Genomic DNA, 20,808 nt, shown 5'->3' with positions numbered 1-20,808 from the left:
TCAATAAAAAAACACTGTCCGGAGACAGTGCTTTACTCATGACCAAATACATTTGTATTAATATGTTCCAGTTCTTCATCTAATTCATAGTCATCCCAATCGTCATCTGATGGGTGCTCCCTGGTAAATGCTACACATACTTTAGTTTCTCCTACACATTCAGCCGCAATTTCTCTTTCTGCATGAACAATAATATGCTGGCCTTTGTCCGAAATTTCAGCCTCAATGCAGTTCGGCTGCTGGAGAACTCTCGCAATGACTTCATGATCATTTCTAGCGTCTTTGTCACGATATCGAAGACTGATCTCATCCTGATATGAAATACTTTCAATAATGACAGAAGTTTTGGTGTTTTGATGATGGGAATACCAAACATTCACTTCATAAGAACCGTGCACTTCGATTTTTTCTCCGGATTTCTTCGCGGTGTATTTATGATTGATGATCCAGCAGCCGAGAATACTTGACGGTTTGTGAGGTGGCTGAACCGTATGTTTTGATTTCACATACTTCCTTCCCTTTGCCACCACAGACTTCGTAATTATTTCACGGTATTCCGTCATTTAAGCGGCCTCCTTTCATTTCTCCCTTATCTTATGCACCATTTTAAAAACATGTGCAAATAACCCGACTTCTTTAAAATAATAACGTTATTATTTATTTTGGGTAAATACCTGTTTGTTATTATTTATTTTTATTTGTATAATGATTATAATAATAACGTTATTATTTATGGAGGTGTTTATATGACGGTTACAATTAAAGATATCGCAAAAGCAGCAAACGTCAGCTTTTCTACTGTGTCAAAGGCATTGAACGACAGTCCGTTAGTAAAAGAACCTACGAAACAGTTAATATTGGAATTAGCAAAAGAAATGGGTTATGAAACTAACACATCCGCTAAAATACTTGCCACAGGGAAATCAAACGCTGTAGGTATTTATTGTCCTGATCTATATAAACCAGAATATGCAGCCTTCGTTCATGAGGTGAGTAATCAATTAAAAGCACGGGGGTATTTGCCTGCAGTTTCAACTTCCGGATTTGAAGATGCAAAAGAATTATTTGCACGATTAAGAGCAGGCGCCGTCATCGTTGTAGATCAAAAAGAGACCACTTTTGCAAATGTCAGTATAACTTTACATGCGTTCAACCAGGAAGGTGACCAGCTCTTAATGAATAACAATTCGTTAAAGAGAGAATCCGCCAATAAAGCGGCAAATCTGCTGTTATCTACCGGTCATCAATCTATTTTAGTGATTAGTGAATTTATGTCCTCCGGTTGGTTATATGACAGCTTTAATAAAAGTGCAGGGTCCATTCATTCAATCAGACACCTTACTGTAAACAGCCATGATCTTGAACATTTTTACATGACTGTTCGCACGCTCCTGGATGACACAATGCCTGATGCTGTGGTGTGTTCATCACGAAAAATTGCAGAGTTCACATTACTTGCAAGTAAGACACTTGGTCTTAATATTCCCGGGAACATGTCAATCATGGCGTATGATGAAATGATGGACCCCTCTTCCCCTGTTTCTTTATTCGGACTTTCAATAAAAAAAAGAGCTGAGAGAATCTCAACTCAAGTTCATTCTTCCATTAATCAATCGGAAAATATTTTTGCTAATCCGGCACCGGAAATACTTCTTAATTACACAGTAAAGCTCTAATAACAACGTTGTTATTAGAGCTTTACTTCATTATTTGTTGTTTTTATCATATGCATCCTTATCCAGATGCGCTTCAGTTTTACTTAAAATAGACAGTGCTTCTTTTTTGTCTTCTTCCTTTACATAGAACTCTAAAATGTAATGAAACGCTTCAGATGACTCTGCCTGACTGACGACATCACGATCAGTGATAATGCCTGCGCTTGGTGTGGAGCTGGAACTGAAACTTAATGCCGGCAATAGAAACGGATTACTGTCAGTGTCCGGAATTGAATCAATTCTTGCATCTCTGATCGGACAGCGCTGTAGTTTAGCCAATGTGGTTTCTGCATCACTTTCATTTTTAAAGTATGCTTGCAAATGATGTTCCATGGTATTCCTCCTATATGAATCGGTTTAACATTTTTTACCCTTAATCTGGCTATTTAAACAATTCACATAATAAAACGGCTTCAGTGCTAAAACTGAAGCCGTTCACATTTAATTTTAGAAGAACCCTAATTTCGTAGGGCTGTAGCTGACCAGCATATTTTTTGTCTGCTGATAGTGATCCAGCATCATCTTGTGATTTTCACGGCCAATACCGGACATCTTATAGCCGCCAAACGCTGCATGTGCCGGATATTGGTGATAACAGTTTGTCCAGACACGGCCGGCCTGTATACCTCTTCCGAATCTGTACGCTGTATTAACATTTCTGGTCCAGATCCCTGCACCCAGTCCATACAATGTATCATTCGCAATTTCCATCGCTTCTTCATCCGTCTTAAATGTTGTTACAGATAGAACCGGCCCAAAAATTTCTTCCTGGAAGATTCTCATATCATTTGTACCTTTGAAGATTGTCGGCTGAATGTAATATCCTTCAGCAAACTCCCCTTCTTTTTTGTTAATTTCTCCACCTGTAACAAGCTCGGCTCCTTCTTCTTTACCGATTTGAAGATAAGACTGGATCTTCTCCATTTGTTCAGTTGAAGCCTGGGCACCCATCATTGTATTAGGATCGAGTGGATTCCCTGTGTTTATTTCTTTTACGCGCTTCACTACTCTTGCCATGAACTCATCGTATATGTCTTCATGAACGAGCGCTCTTGAAGGACACGTACACACTTCACCCTGGTTCAGCGCAAACATCAATAATCCTTCCACCGCTTTATCTACAAATTCATCATCCTGATCCATGATATCTTTAAAGAAGATATTCGGGGATTTCCCTCCGAGCTCAAGAGTTACCGGAATCAGGTTTTGAGAAGCATATTCCATGATCATACGTCCAGTTGTTGTTTCACCTGTGAATGCAATTTTCGCAATACGTTTACTTGATGCAAGCGGTTTACCTGCTTCCAGACCAAATCCGTTGACAATATTGAGTACACCCTTAGGCAGAAGATCTCCAACAAGCTCCATTAAAACAAGAATTGAAGATGGAGTCTGCTCCGCAGGCTTCAGAACAATACAGTTACCTGCAGCCAGGGCAGGTGCAAGTTTCCACACTGCCATCAATAGCGGGAAGTTCCAAGGGATAATCTGACCCACTACTCCCAGTGGCTCATGGAAGTGATAGGCAACAGTATCATGATCAATCTCGCCTAAAGTGCCTTCCTGAGCACGAATGACGCCGGCAAAATATCTGAAGTGATCGATTGCAAGAGGAAGATCCGCGTTAAGTGTTTCACGAACTGCTTTGCCATTCTCCCACGTTTCAGCTACTGCAAGCATTTCCAGGTTTTCTTCCATACGATCTGCAATCTTATTAAGGATAATCGATCTTTCTGTAACTGATGTTTTGCCCCATGCATCTTTAGCTGCATGAGCAGCATCCAGTGCTTTTTCAATATCTTCTTCAGTCGAACGTGCAACCTGACAGAACGTTTTACCATCTACCGGAGACGGATTGTCGAAGTATTGCCCTTTTACAGGCGCAACCCACTCTCCCCCTATGTAGTTATCGTATTTTTCCTTAAAGTTTACTAGTGATCCATCTGTATTCGGATTTGCATATGTCATTCGTTTGTCCCCCTTATTTTTTGTGAAAAATCAGCCCTGCCCTCCTTTTATGTAATCGCTTTCATTTCGACAGGAAAATAAAAGCTCTAAAAGAGCTATACTCCATTTTTATCAAATATTAAGATCATTGTCAATTTTCAGAACTTAATACATAGAAAAAAGCAGATACCGAAGTACCTGCTTTTTTATCTGCGTCATGAGCAGCTGCTGCCAGGACCATTTTTAACCTGAGCGCCTGTTTCACCTTTTAAAATATCTCCGCCAGTCTGACGAATTATTTCATCAGTCACTGTATTTGATACAGTGTTTGCGACCATCTGAAGCAGATCATTGACTTCTGTTTGAGATTGTTTAAATTCCTGAACAATCGGAATTTCATCAATTTCTTTTTCAACCTTCTCGATTTTAGTTTCAATCATTTTTAGCGCTTCGTGTTTGCCGTAATGCTGAAAGTTAACAGCCTGTTTTTGAAGGCTTCTCAGGCTTGCAATTTTTTCTCTGATTTTTTGGTTTTCCTGAATCTGAGACTCCGCACGCTTAAAGAAATCCACTTCTTCTGTTTCTGTAATCATCTGTGCAAGTTCTTTAGCTCTTGCTATAATGTCTTTTTTTGTATATTTGTTTTCCATTTATCCATTCACCCCTGCAGGTTCCTCTGCTACTACCAGTTCACCGTTAAGGCTCCAGGTTTTAGCATCAGTAATTTTTACCGTTACTCTTTTTCCGATTACATGTTTTGGTGCTTTGAAATTTACGAGTTTGCTCGTTCTAGTATAACCTGAAAGAACTTCAGGGTTTTTACGGCTTTCACCTTCTACCAATACTTCCATCGTCTGTCCTTCCAGCTTTTTCATCGCTGTGAGAGACATATCATTCACTAGATTATTCAGACGCTGTAAACGGGCTTTCTTCACGTCCATTGGTACATTATCCGTCATCCTCGCTGCTGGTGTCCCATCACGTGGAGAGTAAATGTACGTAAATGCAGTTTCAAAACCTACTTCTTTATACAAAGATAAAGTTTCTTCAAACTGTTCTTCTGTTTCATTTGGAAAACCGACAATAATATCGGTTGTCAATACAGCATGAGGGATTGCAGTTCTGATTTTTTTAACGAGTGTCAGGAACTGCTCGCGCGTATATTTTCTTGCCATTAATTTCAACACTTCCGAAGATCCGTGCTGAACAGGCAGATGAATATGCTCAACAAGGTTGCCTCCCTTTGCAAGCACTTCGATCAGGTAATCATCAAAGTCACGCGGATGACTGGTAGTGAACCGAATTCTTGGGATATCAATTTTACGCAATTCATCCATCAATTCACCAAGACCATACTCATTATCTTTCAAGTCTTTTCCATAAGCATTAACGTTCTGTCCGAGAAGCGTAACTTCCTGATAACCCTGAGCAGCCAGGTGCCTGACCTCCTGAATGATATCCTCGGGTCTGCGGCTTCGCTCTTTTCCTCTCGTATAAGGAACAATACAATATGTACAAAATTTATCACAGCCGTACATAATGTTTACCCAGCCTTTTATCGCTCCTTTTCTGACCTTAGGAAGATTCTCAATTACATCGCCTTCCTTAGACCATACTTCAACAACCATTTCTTTACTCATATATGCTTCGCTCAGGATATTTGGCAGTCTGTGTATGTTATGAGTTCCAAAGATCATATCAATGTGAGGATGTGTCTTTAGTATTTTATTAACGACTGACTCTTCCTGAGACATGCATCCGCATACACCAATCAGCAGATCCGGTTTCTCAAGTTTCAAAGGCTTCAGGTGACCGATTTCTCCAAACACTTTGTTTTCTGCATTTTCGCGGATTGCGCAAGTGTTCAACAGAATGACGTCTGCGTCTTCAGTTGTATCAGTCGGTTCATATCCAAGCTGAAGAAAGATCCCTGCCATTACTTCAGTATCGTGCTCATTCATCTGGCAGCCGTATGTGCGAATATAAAATTTGCGTCCTTCACCCATACCCTGCAATGTTTGATCTATTTTAAAATCTTCATGATAATTCACATCTTCTTTACCGCGTCTTTTGGCATCTTTTAATGATGGCGGGCTGTAGACAGTTTGAAAGTATTGACTGTAATCTTTTTCTTTCTTCTGTCCCTGAGATGTCTGAGTGGCATCTTGATTTGCAAGGCGCTGCTCTTCATTCATCTTAATGTCCCCTTTCTTTCTGATCAGCCCTGTTATCATTCAGCAGATGACTTGCGATTATTTTGGCAAGTCAATCATGGAGACGATCACAGCCTGAACGTATGGTTTAAAAAACCCATGTTATTTAAGTATAAATGTTAAAAAGCTTACTGACAACATGATCGCTCCGGTTGTCGTTAAATTGACTAAATTAAGCTATCAACTATTATGTAATCACAGAAATGCGCACGTTAGTCACGTGCGCATGCATGCCTACATGAATTCTTTCACAAGATCATTAAAATAATTTTCATCCAGCTGAAGGTTTTGGGCACTTAATGGTTTTTCGTCATAACCGTCAATCAGTTCCTGATAGGAAGGCTGCTCAATATCCTGATAAATCAAACCGGTCACTAGTCCATCATGCTTCATCAATGTCTGCATAGCAGCCTCTTTATTATGAGCATCGTAATCTTCAACTTCAGAAAGCTTGACCAGGTTTTCTTTAAACCAGTCATACGTATTAACTTTGTTATAGGTCACACATGGACTAAACACGTTAATTAATGAAAACCCTTTATGATTAAGCCCCTGCTCGATTAGACTTGTCAGCTCTTTTAAATCTGACGAAAAACCCTGAGCCACAAATGTCCCTCCGGAGGTCAGTGCCATTTCCATTGGATTAATAGATGGTTCAATGGCTCCTTTTGGAGTTGACTTCGTTTTGAATCCTGCTGAAGATCTGGGCGACGTCTGTCCTTTTGTTAAACCGTATATTTGATTATCCATCACGATATACGTCATATCTATGTTTCTTCTGATTGCGTGAATTGTATGTCCAAGGCCAATTGCAAATCCGTCTCCATCTCCGCCTGATGCAATGACTGTCAAGTCCCTGTTAGCCATTTTAACACCTTGTGCGAGCGGAAGCGCACGACCATGAATACTGTGGAATCCGTAAGAATTAATATAGCCTGAAATTCTTCCTGAGCAGCCAATTCCTGAAACAACTGCCAGGTTTTCAGGTGTTAAACCTACATTCGCTGAAGCCCGCTGAATCGCTGCCTGTACTGAAAAGTCTCCACATCCGGGACACCAGTTAGGTTTCACATTATTTCTGAAGTCTTTGAATGTAACCAATTAAACCAGCTCCTTCGTTAACAATTCAACCTCTGAAGGCAGAAATGGCGTGCCATCATATTTCTTCAGACTATGAATTTTCGATGCCATTCCAACATTCATCTTGATTAGTGATGCAAGTTGACCCGTAGCATTATGTTCAGCCACGATTACTTTCTCTGCTCTCTCCATCAGTGGTGCCAGCTTTTCTGTCGGGAATGGGTGCAATAATCTGATATGGGCATGGTTTACTTTTAATCCACCAGCCTCAAGTCTTTCCTGAGCTTCTTCTAAAGCACCTCTTGTCGAATTGAATCCTACTAGCAGAATATCCGCTTCTCCATGAATAGAATTATCAATGTCCACTGCTTTATGAAGCGTGACATCATTCAGCTTTCTCATCCGCTTATCCATTTGCATCTGACGGTTCAGCGAAGATTCTGATGGTTTCCCGGTTTCATCATGTTCAACACCAGTTACGTGATGAATACCATTTTTCATCCCTGGCAGCACACGTTTTGAAACGCCATCTTCAGTCACCTCATAGCGTTTAAAGTACTGCATGGGTTCCAGTTCATCTAATTCTACTGCATCATTTACCAGCTTCCCGCGGCCAATTTGAACTTTAGCGTAATTCAGCGGATCTACAGACTGTTTACCAAGAGAAAGTTGCAGGTCGGAAAGAACGATAACCGGACACTGAAATTCTTCTGCAAGATTGAAAGCATCAATGGTGTCATAAAAAGCTTCTTCCGCAGTACTTGGTGCCAGAACAATCTTAGGAATGTCTCCGTGAGTGCCATAAATCATCTGCATCAGGTCAGACTGTTCCTGCTTAGTAGGAAGCCCTGTAGAAGGTCCTCCACGCTGTGTATCTACGATGACAAGCGGTTGCTCTGTCATACCTGATAAACCAATAGACTCCATCATTAACGATAAGCCAGGGCCGGCAGAAGCTGTAAATGCCCTGACACCTGCATAATTTGATCCAATCGCCATTGTAGCTGCAGCGATTTCATCTTCAGTCTGAATGACTGCTCCTCCAAGAGCAGGCAATTTTTTGATTAAGTATTCCATAATTTCAGATGCCGGTGTAATCGGATAGGCAGCCATAAATCTGACACCGGCTGCAATTGCGCCAAGCGCGATTGCGTCATTACCTATCATATACATCCTCTGAACACCGTCTGCTTCATCAAGCTTATGGGAACCTCTTTTACTGCCAAGGAGCTCTGAGGCTGTGTTAAAACCGGCTTCAATTGCCTCCATGTTTTTCTGCACAACGACTTCGCCTTTACGTTTGAATGTTTCCTGGAGCACACCTGTGAATACTTCAAAAGGCAGATCCATGATTGCGCAAGTTGAACCAATTGCCACCATATTCTTCATGAGTGAAGTACCGAGTCCAGAAGCAATTTCTGTAAAAGGCACAACAATTAATTGAGCCTCACAATCTTCAGGGTTTACAGGTTTAAATTTTGCATCTGCTATAATAATGCCGTCACTATTCATCTCGTGGTAGTTGACATCAATCGTCTCCTGGTCAAATGCTACTAATATATCCAGGCGGTCTTCCACCGCTCTTACTCTAGTTGTACTTACTCTGATTTTATTGTTTGTATGTCCACCTTTAATTCTTGAAGAAAAATGGCGGTAGCCATATAAAAAATAACCTAGACGGTTCATTGCCATAGAGAAGATTTCGCCTGTACTTTCAATCCCTTCTCCCTGCTGTCCGCCAACTTTCCAGGAAAGCTGCTGTTTCATTCTATCTCTCTCCTTCAATTACACATTATGTCTCATTTCATCATTGTACATTTTATCATGTTTGCAAGGGAGGCACATCTTTTTGTCAGTACCGCGTATAAATTCAGTCCTTCGAACGAATATTAGTTTACATAATAAAATTAAAGTCAACATAAAAAGCTGCTGTACAATTGTACAACAGCTTCCCTATTATCTCGGTTCGATGATTAATTTGATTGCCGTTCTTTCTTCGCCATCAATCAGAATATCTGTGAAAGCAGGGATGCAGATCAGATCAATACCTGAGGGAGCAACAAAACCCCGGGATATTGCGACAGCTTTAACAGCTTGATTCAGTGCTCCAGCTCCGATTGCCTGTACTTCTACGAACCCTTTTTCCCTTAAAACTCCTGCTAATGCACCTGCCACTGAATTTGGATTAGATTTTGATGATACTTTTAATACATTCAACTGCAGATCTCCCTTCCTCAACCGCTAACATGCGCTAGTGTCCATTCACTATATTCGTTTTCGGAAGAAGTTATGCATAGGCTCTGCGGTAATGTTGTGTATTTTTAAAGCGGATGATCTTCGTTTATTAAAATGCGCTCAATAGAATCTGCTTTGCCGGTTTTTCTATCCAAGGTAATAAGACAGCCACTTAATAATGTTCTGCCGGTTTTAGGCACTTCAAACCGTGATGGCAAGCCTGTGACAAACCGCTTTAAGACAGCTTCTTTTTCCATACCTAAGATTGCATCATACGGACCGGTCATGCCCACATCTGATAAATAAGCCGTACCCTCTGGAAGTATACGATTGTCAGAAGTCTGTATATGCGTATGCGTACCAACGACTGCAGATGCTTTACCATCTAAATACCAACCCATCGCCTGCTTTTCACTTGTAGCTTCAGCATGAAAGTCAACAAAGACAAATGGTGTCTGTCTTTTAGCTTCGACGACTGCACGTCTTACAGCAGGGAAAGGGTCATCAACCGGATTCATAAAGGTCCTTCCCAGGGCATTGATTACTGCAACTTCAGCACTCCCTGCCTGTAAATAGCGGATCCCCTTACCTGGTGCACCCTGTGGGTAATTTAATGGTCGAACAAGCTGATCGGCTTTATCAATAAAGTTGAACAAATCTTTATTGTCCCATGTGTGATTTCCAAGTGTAATCATATCTGCGCCTGCACTAAGCAGCTGATCGTAAATTGGTTGTGTAATTCCTCTTCCGGATGCAGCGTTTTCGCCATTCACGATTGTTGCATGAGGTTCGTATTTTTCTTTCAGTTTCGGAAGGTATTCATCTATCATTTCTCTTCCAGGAGATCCTACTACATCTCCAATAAAAAGTATTTTCATTTTAGTCCACTTCCTATTGATGTACTTTATTCAGCTAAACTTTAGCATGAAAATAGAGCCGTTACAACTTTATCAACGACAAGACCTTTATATTCCGGCGACTTGGCCGGAAGTCAGTTCAAATTAATAAAGCGATGCACCATATACGGTACATCGCCTTTATTATTTTGCGTATTCAACAGCTCTTGTTTCTCTGATTACCGTCACTTTTATGTGACCCGGATAATTCAGTTCTTCTTCGATCTGTTTGCGGATATCACGGGCGAGTCGGTGTGCAGTCAAATCATCAATCTGCTCAGGGCGGACCATAATGCGTATTTCTCTGCCAGCCTGAATTGCAAATGATTTTTCTACTCCCTCGTAACCTTCTGAAATCTCCTCAAGACGCTCAAGTCTTTTAATATAGTTCTCAAGCGTTTCGCTTCTTGCTCCGGGGCGGGCTGCTGAGAGCGCATCTGCAGCAGCAACGAGTACTGCAATAACTGAAGTAGCTTCATAATCACCGTGGTGAGAAGCAATACTGTTAATCACAACCGGATGTTCTTTGTACTTAGTGGCAAGTTCTACGCCTATTTCAACGTGGCTGCCTTCCACTTCGTGATCAATTGCTTTCCCGATATCATGAAGTAGTCCCGCTCTTCTTGCTAACGTTACATCTTCTCCAAGCTCGGCTGCCAGAAGTCCTGACAGGTAGGCAACTTCAGTAGAATGCTTTAATACATTCTGACCATAACTCGTACGGTATTTCAATCGGCCGAGAACCTTAATCAGATCCGGATGAAGTCCATGTGCTCCCACATCGAATGTGGTCTGCTCACCAATTTCCCGGATATGCTCGTCCACTTCCCGACGTGCTTTATCCACCATTTCTTCAATTCTTGCAGGGTGAATTCGACCGTCCTGTACAAGTTTTTCAAGTGCAATACGGGCCGTTTCTCTTCTGATTGGATCAAACCCGGATAGGATAACAGCCTCAGGAGTATCATCAATGATTAAATCGATTCCTGTCAGCGTTTCCAATGTTCTAATGTTACGTCCTTCCCTTCCGATGATGCGGCCTTTCATTTCATCATTCGGCAGGTTTACGACGGAAACAGTGGTTTCAGCTACATGGTCAGCCGCACATCTTTGAATTGCCAGTGACAAGATCTCTCTTGCTTTCTTTTCTGACTCTTCCTTAGCACGGTTTTCCTGTTCTTTCACCATAATTGCAATGTCCTGAGACAGTTCTTTCTCAACCTGATCCAGTATAATTGCCTTCGCTTCTTCACGCGTCAGTGCAGATACACGTTCAAGTTCGAGTTCTTGCTTTTGAACCATCTCCTCCACTTTGCTTTCCATCTCTTCAATATGTTGTTGTTTTTCATGCAAGGATTGATCTTTACGTTCCTGCATTGACTCCCGCTTATTAAGCGAGTCATCTTTGCGATCTAAGTTTTCTTCCCGCTGCATAAGGCGGTTTTCCTGCTTTTGCAATTCATTTCTGCGTTCACGGAGTTCTGCTTCAATTTCTGAACGAAGCTTATGATTTTCATCCTTCGCTTCAAGCAGTGCTTCTTTTTTAAGTGCTTCTGCTTCGCGTTTCCCGTTTTCCAGGATTTGGTCAACAGTCCCTTTAGCACCGCCAACTTTAGCATCCATCATGAATTTGTGTACCAAATAACCAACAACCACACCGACGATAATGCCAAGCAAAATGGAGGTAATTTCGAATTGTCCCATCGTATTCACCTCCTCTTGCTATTTCTTTTCTCACTTTGTCTTTTCAGGATCCTCCAAATTTTTCGGAAGACTTCATGACATTTACTAATCAATTAGAAAAATTGAAAAATATACAATCTTAATTTTAAGTCTGCAAATTTTCATTGTCAAGTAACCTAGAATAATCTGCCTCATAACATTTCACAACAAAAGAGACAGGATGTAAATTCCTGCCTCTTTTTGATCACTTTATTTCTCTTCCAGAAGGTTCATTTCATCCGCTTCGGGCTGTTCTTCTTTAGATGCTGCGTTCGTCTGATCCATTCCATGGTGATCACGAATTTTCAAAAGAATCTGCTGACGCAAATCCGTATTTTCTTTCAGGAATTGCTTAGCGTTTTCTCTACCCTGACCAAGTCGCTCTCCTTCATATGAATACCAGGATCCACTTTTCTGAACGATATCCGCTTCTGCTCCAAGGTCAATGATTTCGCCTTCTTTTGAAATTCCTTCACCATACATAATATCCACTTCTGCAATACGGAATGGTGGCGCAACCTTGTTTTTAACTACTTTAATACGTGTTTTGTTACCAACCATATCATTGCCCTGTTTCAATGTTTCAGCACGACGGACGTCGAGTCGGACAGAAGAATAGAATTTCAGTGCACGTCCACCAGGCGTCGTTTCAGGACTGCCGAACATTACGCCGACTTTTTCACGAATCTGGTTAATAAAGATTGCGATGGTGTTAGACTTACTGATTGCACCCGAAAGCTTTCTTAGCGCCTGAGACATCAAGCGTGCCTGAAGACCAACGTGGGAATCGCCCATCTCTCCTTCGATTTCCGCTTTTGGAACAAGTGCTGCCACTGAATCGACAACTACGATTTCAACTGCACCGCTTCGTACAAGTGCTTCAGCAATTTCCAGTGCCTGCTCCCCTGTATCCGGCTGTGATAATAGAAGTTCGTCAATATTTACGCCAAGCTTTGAAGCATATACCGGGTCGAGCGCGTGCTCTGCATCAATAAAAGCTGCCTGCCCGCCGTTTGCCTGTACTTCAGCGATTGCGTGCAGTGCCACTGTTGTTTTACCTGAGCTTTCCGGACCGTAGATCTCAATTACACGGCCACGGGGATAGCCGCCAACTCCTAATGCTGCATCTAATGAAACTGAACCACTTGAAATAGTGGAAATTCTTCTGTCAGTCTGTTCTCCAAGTTTCATGATTGAACCTTTTCCGAACTGTTTTTCTATTTGTTTAAGCGCCATATCCAGCGCTGCCTGACGATCACTCACATAAATTCCTCCTTTAATATCGACGTCGTATATGACGTCTCATAACCTAACTCTACTATACTCTTTTCTTCATCAGATAACAAGCAAAAACCGAACATTTATTCGCATTTATTTTCAGATCAAATATCCTTTCAAAAAACATTTATTAGATTCGTTTGAGTGGCTTTTCACTGCTTTATCAGACAGTTGTCCCAATGAAACTTTATTTTAATAGTTGGTGTCCTATTTTACAAACGGCCCGGTATTCTTTTCAATTAATTGTATGATTGCATAAAAGCCATGTTTAACAGCTCTGATTCTTTTAAAGTTCCTATCGCCTTTTAGCGTTAATTTAAATGAAGAAACTAAACCATTTTTTAAAGACACCCCAAACCACACTGTCCCTTCAGGTATACCTTCGAAATCACCTGGTCCCGCCACACCGGTAAAGCTGATTCCAATATCGCTGCCAAACTTATGACGAACCTGTTCTGCCATGCTTTCAGCGCACTCCTGACTGACTGGACCAAATTCTCTGATCATCTCCCTCGGAACACCAAGAACATTAACTTTAGCCTCACTATTGTAAACTGTCATACTGCCTGATAAATAGCTGCTTGCACCTGGAATTGCAGCTGCTTCCGCAGAGAACAACCCGCCAGTCAGGCTTTCAGCTGAGGATATGGTTAATCCCTTTTCTGTAAACAACCGAGAAGCCTTCTGTTGCAGGTTATCCTGGTCAAAACCATAGCAATACTCCCCTACTCTGTCTTCGAGTATTTTCACCATATCGTGTACCAAAGTCTCAGCAATTTTTATGTCGTGACTGTTAGCGGTTATTCTCAGTGTTACCTCACCATCTTCAGCCAATGGAGCAATTGTTGGGTTCGTTTGACCATCCAGAAGGTCTTCAATACGCGTTTCCAGATCTGCCTCACCGATTCCAAAGAAACGCATCACTTTCGAATAGATCAAGCTGTTCTCTTCATTTTGATCATTCAAGTAAGGAAGTACCTGTTCAGTGAGCATCGGTTTCATTTCCCTTGGTGGCCCGGGTAGCAAGATATATGTCGAAGTGGCAGTTTGCTTGATCATACCCGGAGCCATGCCGTGAAAATTAAATAATACGTGACTTCCTTCAAGAACAAGTGCCTGTTTTTTATTATTCTCTGTCATTGAAATGCCAGTCTGTACATAATATTGTTCGATTGCATTTAATGATTTCTCATCATAACAAAGACTGCAGCCTAAATGTCTGGCTGCAGTTTCTTTTGTTAAGTCATCTTTTGTCGGGCCAAGCCCACCTGTCAGAATAATTAAATCGGATCTGTTTTCAGCTGCTTCTAATTCTTTCTGAAGCCGTTTATCATTGTCCCCAATCACACTGTGGCGGTATACATTAATACCCGATTCCGCAAGCCTTGCAGAGATGTACTGTGCATTTGTATTAGCAATCTGGCCTAACAGCAATTCTGAACCTACTGCAATAATTTCTGCATTCATAAAAGCATCTCCTTATTTGGAGTCACGGAAAGCACCCCAGTTTTTAATGAAATAATCCACACCTGACCACACTGTAAAGAATGCTGCGATATAAAGTGCGATCATATCGAACGGAATATTAAACATGGTAAAGAAAATGTTGTGAAGAAGTAAAGCTGAAATCGCGACAATCTGCATCCACATTTTTATCTTACCCAGCATCGCTGCAGCATGAACTTCTCCGGATCCTGCAAGCACCAGTCTCAGGCCGGTAATCGCAAACTCTCTTGAGATAATGATAATCACAAGCCATGATGGCGCCATCTGCAGCTCTACCAAAATGATTAACGCTGCGGAAACAAGCAGTTTATCTGCCAAAGGATCAAGAAATTTCCCGAGATTTGTTACCTGATTAAACTTTCTTGCATAATACCCGTCAACCCAGTCAGTTGTAGCCGCAAAAATAAAAATAAGTGCACCGATCAAATGACTGACCGGCATCTCTGCTCCTAAGAGCGTCACGTTTCCCCAATTGAAATCTACAAGCATAATAATCATAAACAAAGGAATTAAAAAAATTCTTGAAATGGTAATTTTATTAGGTATGTTCATATGATTGCTCCTTTTTAAATGTCATTGCTTCTTTACTTACTAATAACCTTTATACCCATATATGTAAACACTGAGCAAAAAAATAGTCATCACGCCGGATGACTATTTTTTATCTATGAAGGATTTTGAACCTGGAAAATCATATTTTGAGTAATGATATCTGATAATCCAAATTCAACTTGCTGGTCATTTATCTTCACTGTAGTTCCTGGCGCACTGCCAACTCTGATCCTAAACCAATCTAGATCAGACGCATCAAATGTAATTCCATTACCAGACGAAATCATTTGATCCACAAGCTGGTTTCCAGACTGATCTGTAATGCCAACCCAAGTAGCGTCAGAATCAATCGTTACAGTCAGCTCCTCGGAAGAAGTAACTTGATAATTTGTTGTTTCCCCTTCAGATCCAGTATTTTCAACTGTCAGTGATTCTTCTGCCGGCTCTTCAGCAGGTTCTTCAGTTTCTTCCTGCTCTTCAGCCGGAGTATTCTCTGTAGTATCTTCAGACGCGTTATTTTCCTGCTCTTCAGTGTTTTCATCTGATTGATCAAATGAAATGTTTTCTTCCTGCTGAACCTCTTCATTATCAGCGGGCTCTTCACTATCAGCCGACATCCATGACTGAACTAAAACCCATGCCAAAGCGACAATTCCAATTACAAATACCAGCATCACCGCGGTAGGAATAAACCTGAATGCCGTTGTTGAACTCTTATTTCCACCTCTTGTTTTAACTCTTGACAGTTGCGAAGGGATTTGTTCATCATGATTTGAAGGAATATCAGAAGAATAAGTCTCAAACAGTTCTTCTGCGTTCAGGTCAACAGCTTCTGCATATTGCTTAATAAATGCCCGGATATAAAATGCGCCGGGCATCATTGAATAATCTCCCTCTTCAATACCAAGGAGATATCGTTTTTGTATTTTAGTTAAGCCCTGAAGCTCTTCAAGAGAGTAACCTTTAGATTCTCTTGCTTCTTTGAGGCGGCTTCCTAGTTCTGTCAATGTTTACACCTGCCAATACTTAAAATTCAAATTCTCCAAAATCCGATCCGTTGAACATCGTATTCTTATGCATTAACTCATATGTAATTTCTTCATCCGGATCATGACGAAGCTCAATAATATAGTCAAAATCATCTATAGAATATTCAGTGTTCTCAACAAAAATGTCTGGATGTTCTATCACTTTAATTGAAGGCATCCTCATGATTTCACGCACGAGCTGCCAATGTTTATCCGACGCACGCTTCGTCGAAACCACTCCATCAATAATAAATAAATTATTATCATTATACTCATCCTGAATTAATTTATCACGGACGGTTTGTTTTAATAGTGTAGATGATACAAACAGCCATTTTTTATTTGCACATACACTTGCTGCAACAATAGACTCTGTTTTTCCGACTCTCGGCAAACCGCGTATGCCGATTAACTTGTGACCATCCTGTTTGTAAAGTTCAGCCATGAAATCAACAAGCAGACCAAGCTCATCACGGATAAATCTGAAAGTTTTTTTATCATCTGCATCTCTCTGGATATACCTTCCATGACGCACAGCCATTCTGTCACGCAGCTTAGGTTCTCTCAATTTGGTCATTTGAATGGTATCCATTGTTCTGAGAATCAGTTCTAGCCTGACAATCTGTTCATCGTGCCTTGCCAGCAGGAGCATGCCTCTGCGACCTTCATCAACACCGTTGATCGTGACAATATTGATCGACAGCATACCAAGCAGTGACGAAATATCACCAAGCAGACCGGGACGGTTTTTTTGAATTTCGTATTCGAGATACCATTCCTTTTTCTCCATGGTGCCAGCTCCTTAATATAAAACTTTCGTATCTATAAGATTAATAATAAAGCATTTGTTTGGAATAGAAAAGGAAAAACAGAAATTGCATCGAAATAAGTAGAAAATTGCCTCCTCATGTCGATGAGGGGGCAATTTTCATGGTTAGTGTTTAACTGAACCGCCCGCAAGACGGATCATAAGATTGGCGAGAACATGCTGCTCGTTTTCATCTGCTGCCCTCCATAAATCTGCCAGCACCCGTTCCTGTTCGTTTTTGGGATCTACATTCTTTGCTAAGTAATCACCAATTTGAAATGCTACATCAGACATTTTGTCTTTGTTCATTCCCTGTTTTTGTGCTGTAATGACTTTTTCACCGAGGAAATCTTTCCACTGCTGCCAGTTATCCAGAATCGACATACCTTCTCCTCCTTTATTCATGAGCCTCCGGGACTCATGAATAGTATGAACGTTGCGGAAGAAAATATGCGTATCAGTTATACCAGCCGCCGTTAACTGAAAGAACATGACCATTTATATAGGAGGACTGTTCACTGAGTAAAAAAATAACTGCATCCGCAATTTCGTATGGATGACCGAACCTGCCGGCGGGAATTTCATCTTCAATCGCCCGTTTAACTTCGGGGGAATAATGAGCAGTCATCTGTGTTTCAACCGCACCAGGAGAAACTGCATTGACCCGAATTCGGTTAGGAGCCAACTCTTTTCCAAGTGCTTTAACGAATGAAATTTGTGCACCTTTTACAGCTGAATACATCACTTCATATGAAGCGCCTGTTTCACCCCAGACTGAGCTAACAAAGACAATTGAAGCACCTTCCCTTTGACGCATTCCGGGAATTACGCTGCGGAGAATCCTGGCTGGCTGATAAAAATGGACGTTCCAGAGTTTTTCCATCTTTTCATCAGATATCTCTTCAAATAAGCCTTCATCATGATGACCACCTGCTTGAACGACTGCGTCAGGCTGTATCAGGTTACTGATTGCACGATCAACATCCTTTTCGTCATTAAGGTTCACTCTGAGCGGAATGATCTGATCTGACTGCCTGGCATAACGCTTCAGGCTGTTCACTATTTCCTCGTTTGTGTGGAACTGCGCAATGACAGTATGGCCCGACTGTAACAATTTACTGCATACCTCGTAACCAATCCCGCCACTGCTCCCTAAGACTAAAACTGTTTTATCCATTTTCTTTAGGCAGAATATAGAAGCTGGTGATTCTATCTTCTTTTACCAGCGAAGAAAATGCTTCATGTACATCCTCAAGTGTTAATGTCTCAAGAACAGGAACAGCTTCGAACAGATCCATATCATTGAATGCATAGCGGGTAAATTGATTTGCAATGAACTCAGGTGAATTTAAAGACCTTAAAAACCCGCCGATATTTTTCTTTTTAACAGACTGCAGCTGCTGTTCAGTAATTGACGGTTCTTTCACTTCATTCAGGATGATTTCCTTAATACGTTCAGACAGCTTTTGAGGATTAGCAGAATTACTTCCAATTAATGCGAAACCAAAATTATTTTCCTGCGTAAAGTCATATGAAAAATGATCATCGATTAAGCCATCTTTATATAAAGAAGTGTAATGAGAAGAAGTTTTGCCGAATAACACATCCAAAGCTGTATTGACAGCAAGCTCTTTTTTCATCAATTCTTTTCCACTGATCCCTTTTTCAATCGATTTAATCCCCATCATACACTTGGCGACCTGAACGTCCATGTGCAACTCATGATGCGTCCTGTTCACATGCTCAGGTTCTTCTTCAAATTTTCTTTCAATTTTTTCTTCCGGATCGAAGTCTCTGGCAAGCTGATTATCTCTGATAAAGTTCATAATTCCCTCAGGCTCAACTGCGCCTACAATGAATAACATCATATTTGATGGATGGTAAAAGGTTTGATAACACTGATACAGATGATCTTTTGTAATCGATGAAATTGATTCTACAGTGCCTGCGATATCAACCTTGACAGGATGATTTTTAAACATGTTTTCAATTGCACCAAAATATAAACGCCAATCTGCATTATCGTCATACATGGTAATTTCCTGTCCGATAATGCCCTTTTCCTTTTCAACTGTTTCTTCTGTAAAGTAAGGTGATTGAACGAAATCAATTAATACATCCAGGTTCTTTTCAAAGTTTGATGTGCTTGAAAATAAGTACGCAGTTCTCGTAAATGATGTGAATGCATTAGCAGAAGCTCCATTCATACTGAATTTCTGAAAAACATCCCCTTCTTCTTTTTCGAACATTTTATGCTCTAAGAAATGAGCAACCCCATCAGGAACACGAATATAATCATCTTCGCCAAGCGGGATAAACTGGTTATCAATTGAACCGTATTTTGTTGTAAATGTAGCAAAAGTTTTGTTGAAATCCTTTTTCGGCAAAATACAGACCTGTAACCCATTGCTCATTTTTTCAATATATATTTTTTCATCTAACTGAGAAAATACTTTTTTATGCACTTTCAGCCACCTCCGTTGCAGTTAACACATACGTTGTATCTTTTATCAGCTTGTGTGCTGCTTTAATGACATCTTCTTTAGAAACACGTTCTATACCATCAAACCATTCATTAATATGAACCGGGATTCCTGCAGTCTCTCCCTGATATAAAACTTCAACAATTCCTCTTGGAGAATCCAATGTTTCAAGCATTTGGTTTGTCATTACAGCCTTTGTTTGCGAAAGTTCCTGTTCAGAAATATCACCATCTCTGATCGCTTCAAGCTGTTGTTCAATAATCGATTCCGCTTTCTCAATCTTTGCTGGGTCTACACCAGACATGATAACGATCAATCCTTTATGACTTTCTAGACGGCTTGCAGCGTAATATGCCAGGCTCTCTTTTTCACGCACGTTAATAAATAGCTTCGAATGAGGAAATCCACCCAAAATACCATTCATAACAGCCATTGATAGGTAATCCTGATCTCCATACACCGTATTTGATCTGTACCCGATGTTCAGTTTACCCTGTTTAATTTGTTGCTTTTCCACGACTTTTTTGGCTTTTTCAACCGTTACTGAATGACTGTCAGTTTGAACAGGCTTCCGTTCACTCAAGGAAAATTTATTTTCGCACAGCAGTTCCATCTGTTCTACTTCCATATCACCAACAATATAAAGGTCAACTTCATCTTCTGAAACCATTTTCTGATACGCTTCATACAACTTCTCTGTCGTAATGCTTTCCAATTCCGACTCAATTCCATTCGGATGAAGTGAGTATGCTTCATCACTGCACATCTCTTCTACCAGACGCTGAGAGGCATATCGCATTTTATCATCTTTTACGGCTTTGAGTTTTTGTTTCAACGTTCTTTTTTCTGCCTCTACAACTGTTGAACTAAAGGCGTTATGTTCAATTAACGGATGAAAAACCATTTCATTCAGGACATCCAATGCTTCTTCTGTTAATGGTGTTTTGTCCTGCAGATACTTTTCATTTGGAATGTCTACCGCAAAGGTAAGGATATGATATTCACCTTTTTTATTTACATCAACAGAAGCACTTGCACCATATAAGTCATCGAGATGACTTCTGAAAGCGGCCGTGGTTGGCCATTTCGCTGTACTACTCTGTAGAACATATGGCAATAAAGCTCTTGCAGTTACGTTTTCTTCAGAAAGCTTAGATTTAAATTTAAGTACAAATTGATTCGTTTTAAATTTCTTTGTTTTAACAATTCTTATGTTCAGTCCGCTTTGCTGAATTTTATGTTCGTCTAAGTGCATAAAGGTTCCTCCCGGATTCATGTTTGTTAATAGTATTTATATTCTCTAGTTTCACTATACATTTGATGATGCCTGTACAACAAGCATTAT

20 protein-coding genes are annotated in these 20,808 nt (G+C 40.6%); 1 reads left to right on the top strand and 19 read right to left on the bottom strand.

Annotated features, from left to right (window positions below):
* Nucleotides 1-32: 32 nt before the first annotated feature.
* Complete coding sequence (gene cotE / locus E2626_RS03260) at nucleotides 33-563, bottom strand: outer spore coat protein CotE (RefSeq protein WP_134379634.1); 531 nt, start codon at nucleotides 561-563, stop codon at nucleotides 33-35.
* A gap of 183 nt (nucleotides 564-746) precedes the next feature.
* Between cotE and E2626_RS03255 the strand changes: the two genes are divergently transcribed.
* Nucleotides 747-1,676 carry a LacI family DNA-binding transcriptional regulator gene (locus tag E2626_RS03255; RefSeq protein ID WP_134379632.1) on the top strand — a complete coding sequence of 310 codons (930 nt, stop codon included), beginning with the start codon at nucleotides 747-749 and terminating at the stop codon, nucleotides 1,674-1,676.
* Between the two features lie 30 nt (nucleotides 1,677-1,706).
* Here the strand turns inward: E2626_RS03255 and E2626_RS03250 are convergent, their stop codons facing one another.
* The 18 genes from E2626_RS03250 to yfmF all read right to left on the bottom strand — a co-directional run bounded on the left by E2626_RS03250 (nucleotide 1,707) and on the right by yfmF (nucleotide 20,718).
* A complete protein-coding gene (locus E2626_RS03250) occupies nucleotides 1,707-2,048 on the bottom strand; it encodes a hypothetical protein (protein ID WP_134379630.1) in 342 nt (113 codons plus the stop codon).
* Between the two features lie 114 nt (nucleotides 2,049-2,162).
* A complete protein-coding gene (gene adh, locus E2626_RS03245; RefSeq protein WP_134379628.1) occupies nucleotides 2,163-3,683 on the bottom strand; it encodes an aldehyde dehydrogenase in 1,521 nt (506 codons plus the stop codon).
* 194 nt (nucleotides 3,684-3,877) lie between these two features.
* Complete coding sequence (locus E2626_RS03240) at nucleotides 3,878-4,312, bottom strand: YlbF/YmcA family competence regulator (protein ID WP_134379626.1); 435 nt, start codon at nucleotides 4,310-4,312, stop codon at nucleotides 3,878-3,880.
* Nucleotides 4,313-5,857, bottom strand: coding sequence for a tRNA (N6-isopentenyl adenosine(37)-C2)-methylthiotransferase MiaB (gene miaB / locus E2626_RS03235; protein WP_134380352.1), 1,545 nt, complete (start codon nucleotides 5,855-5,857; stop codon nucleotides 4,313-4,315).
* Nucleotides 5,858-6,109: 252 nt separating this feature from the next.
* On the bottom strand, nucleotides 6,110-6,976 hold the full coding sequence (locus E2626_RS03230; protein WP_134379624.1) for a 2-oxoacid:ferredoxin oxidoreductase subunit beta: 867 nt from the start codon (nucleotides 6,974-6,976) through the stop codon (nucleotides 6,110-6,112).
* Nucleotides 6,977-8,722 (bottom strand): 2-oxoacid:acceptor oxidoreductase subunit alpha, encoded by a 1,746-nt coding sequence (locus tag E2626_RS03225; RefSeq protein WP_134379622.1) that lies wholly within the window; start codon nucleotides 8,720-8,722, stop codon nucleotides 6,977-6,979.
* Between the two features lie 189 nt (nucleotides 8,723-8,911).
* Entirely contained in the window at nucleotides 8,912-9,172 is a 261-nt protein-coding gene (locus E2626_RS03220; protein WP_134379620.1) for a stage V sporulation protein S, read from the bottom strand.
* 104 nt (nucleotides 9,173-9,276) lie between these two features.
* Nucleotides 9,277-10,068 carry a TIGR00282 family metallophosphoesterase gene (locus E2626_RS03215; RefSeq protein ID WP_134379618.1) on the bottom strand — a complete coding sequence of 264 codons (792 nt, stop codon included), beginning with the start codon at nucleotides 10,066-10,068 and terminating at the stop codon, nucleotides 9,277-9,279.
* Nucleotides 10,069-10,230: 162 nt separating this feature from the next.
* The gene (rny, locus tag E2626_RS03210; RefSeq protein WP_134379616.1) at nucleotides 10,231-11,790 is read right to left on the bottom strand and encodes a ribonuclease Y; all 1,560 of its coding nucleotides are present in this window, start codon (nucleotides 11,788-11,790) and stop codon (nucleotides 10,231-10,233) included.
* Between the two features lie 228 nt (nucleotides 11,791-12,018).
* Nucleotides 12,019-13,071 carry a recombinase RecA gene (gene recA / locus E2626_RS03205; protein WP_134379614.1) on the bottom strand — a complete coding sequence of 351 codons (1,053 nt, stop codon included), beginning with the start codon at nucleotides 13,069-13,071 and terminating at the stop codon, nucleotides 12,019-12,021.
* 222 nt (nucleotides 13,072-13,293) lie between these two features.
* On the bottom strand, nucleotides 13,294-14,553 hold the full coding sequence (locus E2626_RS03200; RefSeq protein ID WP_134379612.1) for a competence/damage-inducible protein A: 1,260 nt from the start codon (nucleotides 14,551-14,553) through the stop codon (nucleotides 13,294-13,296).
* 12 nt (nucleotides 14,554-14,565) lie between these two features.
* Nucleotides 14,566-15,144, bottom strand: a complete 579-nt coding sequence (gene pgsA / locus E2626_RS03195) for a CDP-diacylglycerol--glycerol-3-phosphate 3-phosphatidyltransferase (RefSeq protein ID WP_134379610.1) — start codon at nucleotides 15,142-15,144, stop codon at nucleotides 14,566-14,568.
* 113 nt (nucleotides 15,145-15,257) lie between these two features.
* Nucleotides 15,258-16,151, bottom strand: coding sequence for a helix-turn-helix domain-containing protein (locus tag E2626_RS03190; RefSeq protein ID WP_134379608.1), 894 nt, complete (start codon nucleotides 16,149-16,151; stop codon nucleotides 15,258-15,260).
* Nucleotides 16,152-16,170: 19 nt separating this feature from the next.
* A complete protein-coding gene (locus E2626_RS03185) occupies nucleotides 16,171-16,962 on the bottom strand; it encodes a YmfK family protein (protein WP_134379606.1) in 792 nt (263 codons plus the stop codon).
* Between the two features lie 144 nt (nucleotides 16,963-17,106).
* Nucleotides 17,107-17,364, bottom strand: a complete 258-nt coding sequence (locus tag E2626_RS03180; protein WP_134379604.1) for a DUF3243 domain-containing protein — start codon at nucleotides 17,362-17,364, stop codon at nucleotides 17,107-17,109.
* 73 nt (nucleotides 17,365-17,437) lie between these two features.
* Complete coding sequence (gene ymfI, locus E2626_RS03175) at nucleotides 17,438-18,157, bottom strand: elongation factor P 5-aminopentanone reductase (RefSeq protein ID WP_134379602.1); 720 nt, start codon at nucleotides 18,155-18,157, stop codon at nucleotides 17,438-17,440.
* On the bottom strand, nucleotides 18,150-19,445 hold the full coding sequence (gene yfmH, locus E2626_RS03170; protein ID WP_134379600.1) for an EF-P 5-aminopentanol modification-associated protein YfmH: 1,296 nt from the start codon (nucleotides 19,443-19,445) through the stop codon (nucleotides 18,150-18,152). Before yfmH ends, ymfI begins: the two co-directional genes overlap by 8 nt.
* Nucleotides 19,438-20,718, bottom strand: a complete 1,281-nt coding sequence (gene yfmF, locus E2626_RS03165; protein WP_134379598.1) for an EF-P 5-aminopentanol modification-associated protein YfmF — start codon at nucleotides 20,716-20,718, stop codon at nucleotides 19,438-19,440. Before yfmF ends, yfmH begins: the two co-directional genes overlap by 8 nt.
* Nucleotides 20,719-20,808 lie beyond the last annotated feature (90 nt).

This window comes from Jeotgalibacillus salarius (assembly GCF_004405125.1).
Classification (GTDB): Bacteria; Bacillota; Bacilli; order Bacillales; family Jeotgalibacillaceae; genus Jeotgalibacillus; species Jeotgalibacillus salarius.
This window is presented reverse-complemented; position numbering and strand designations above follow the sequence as displayed.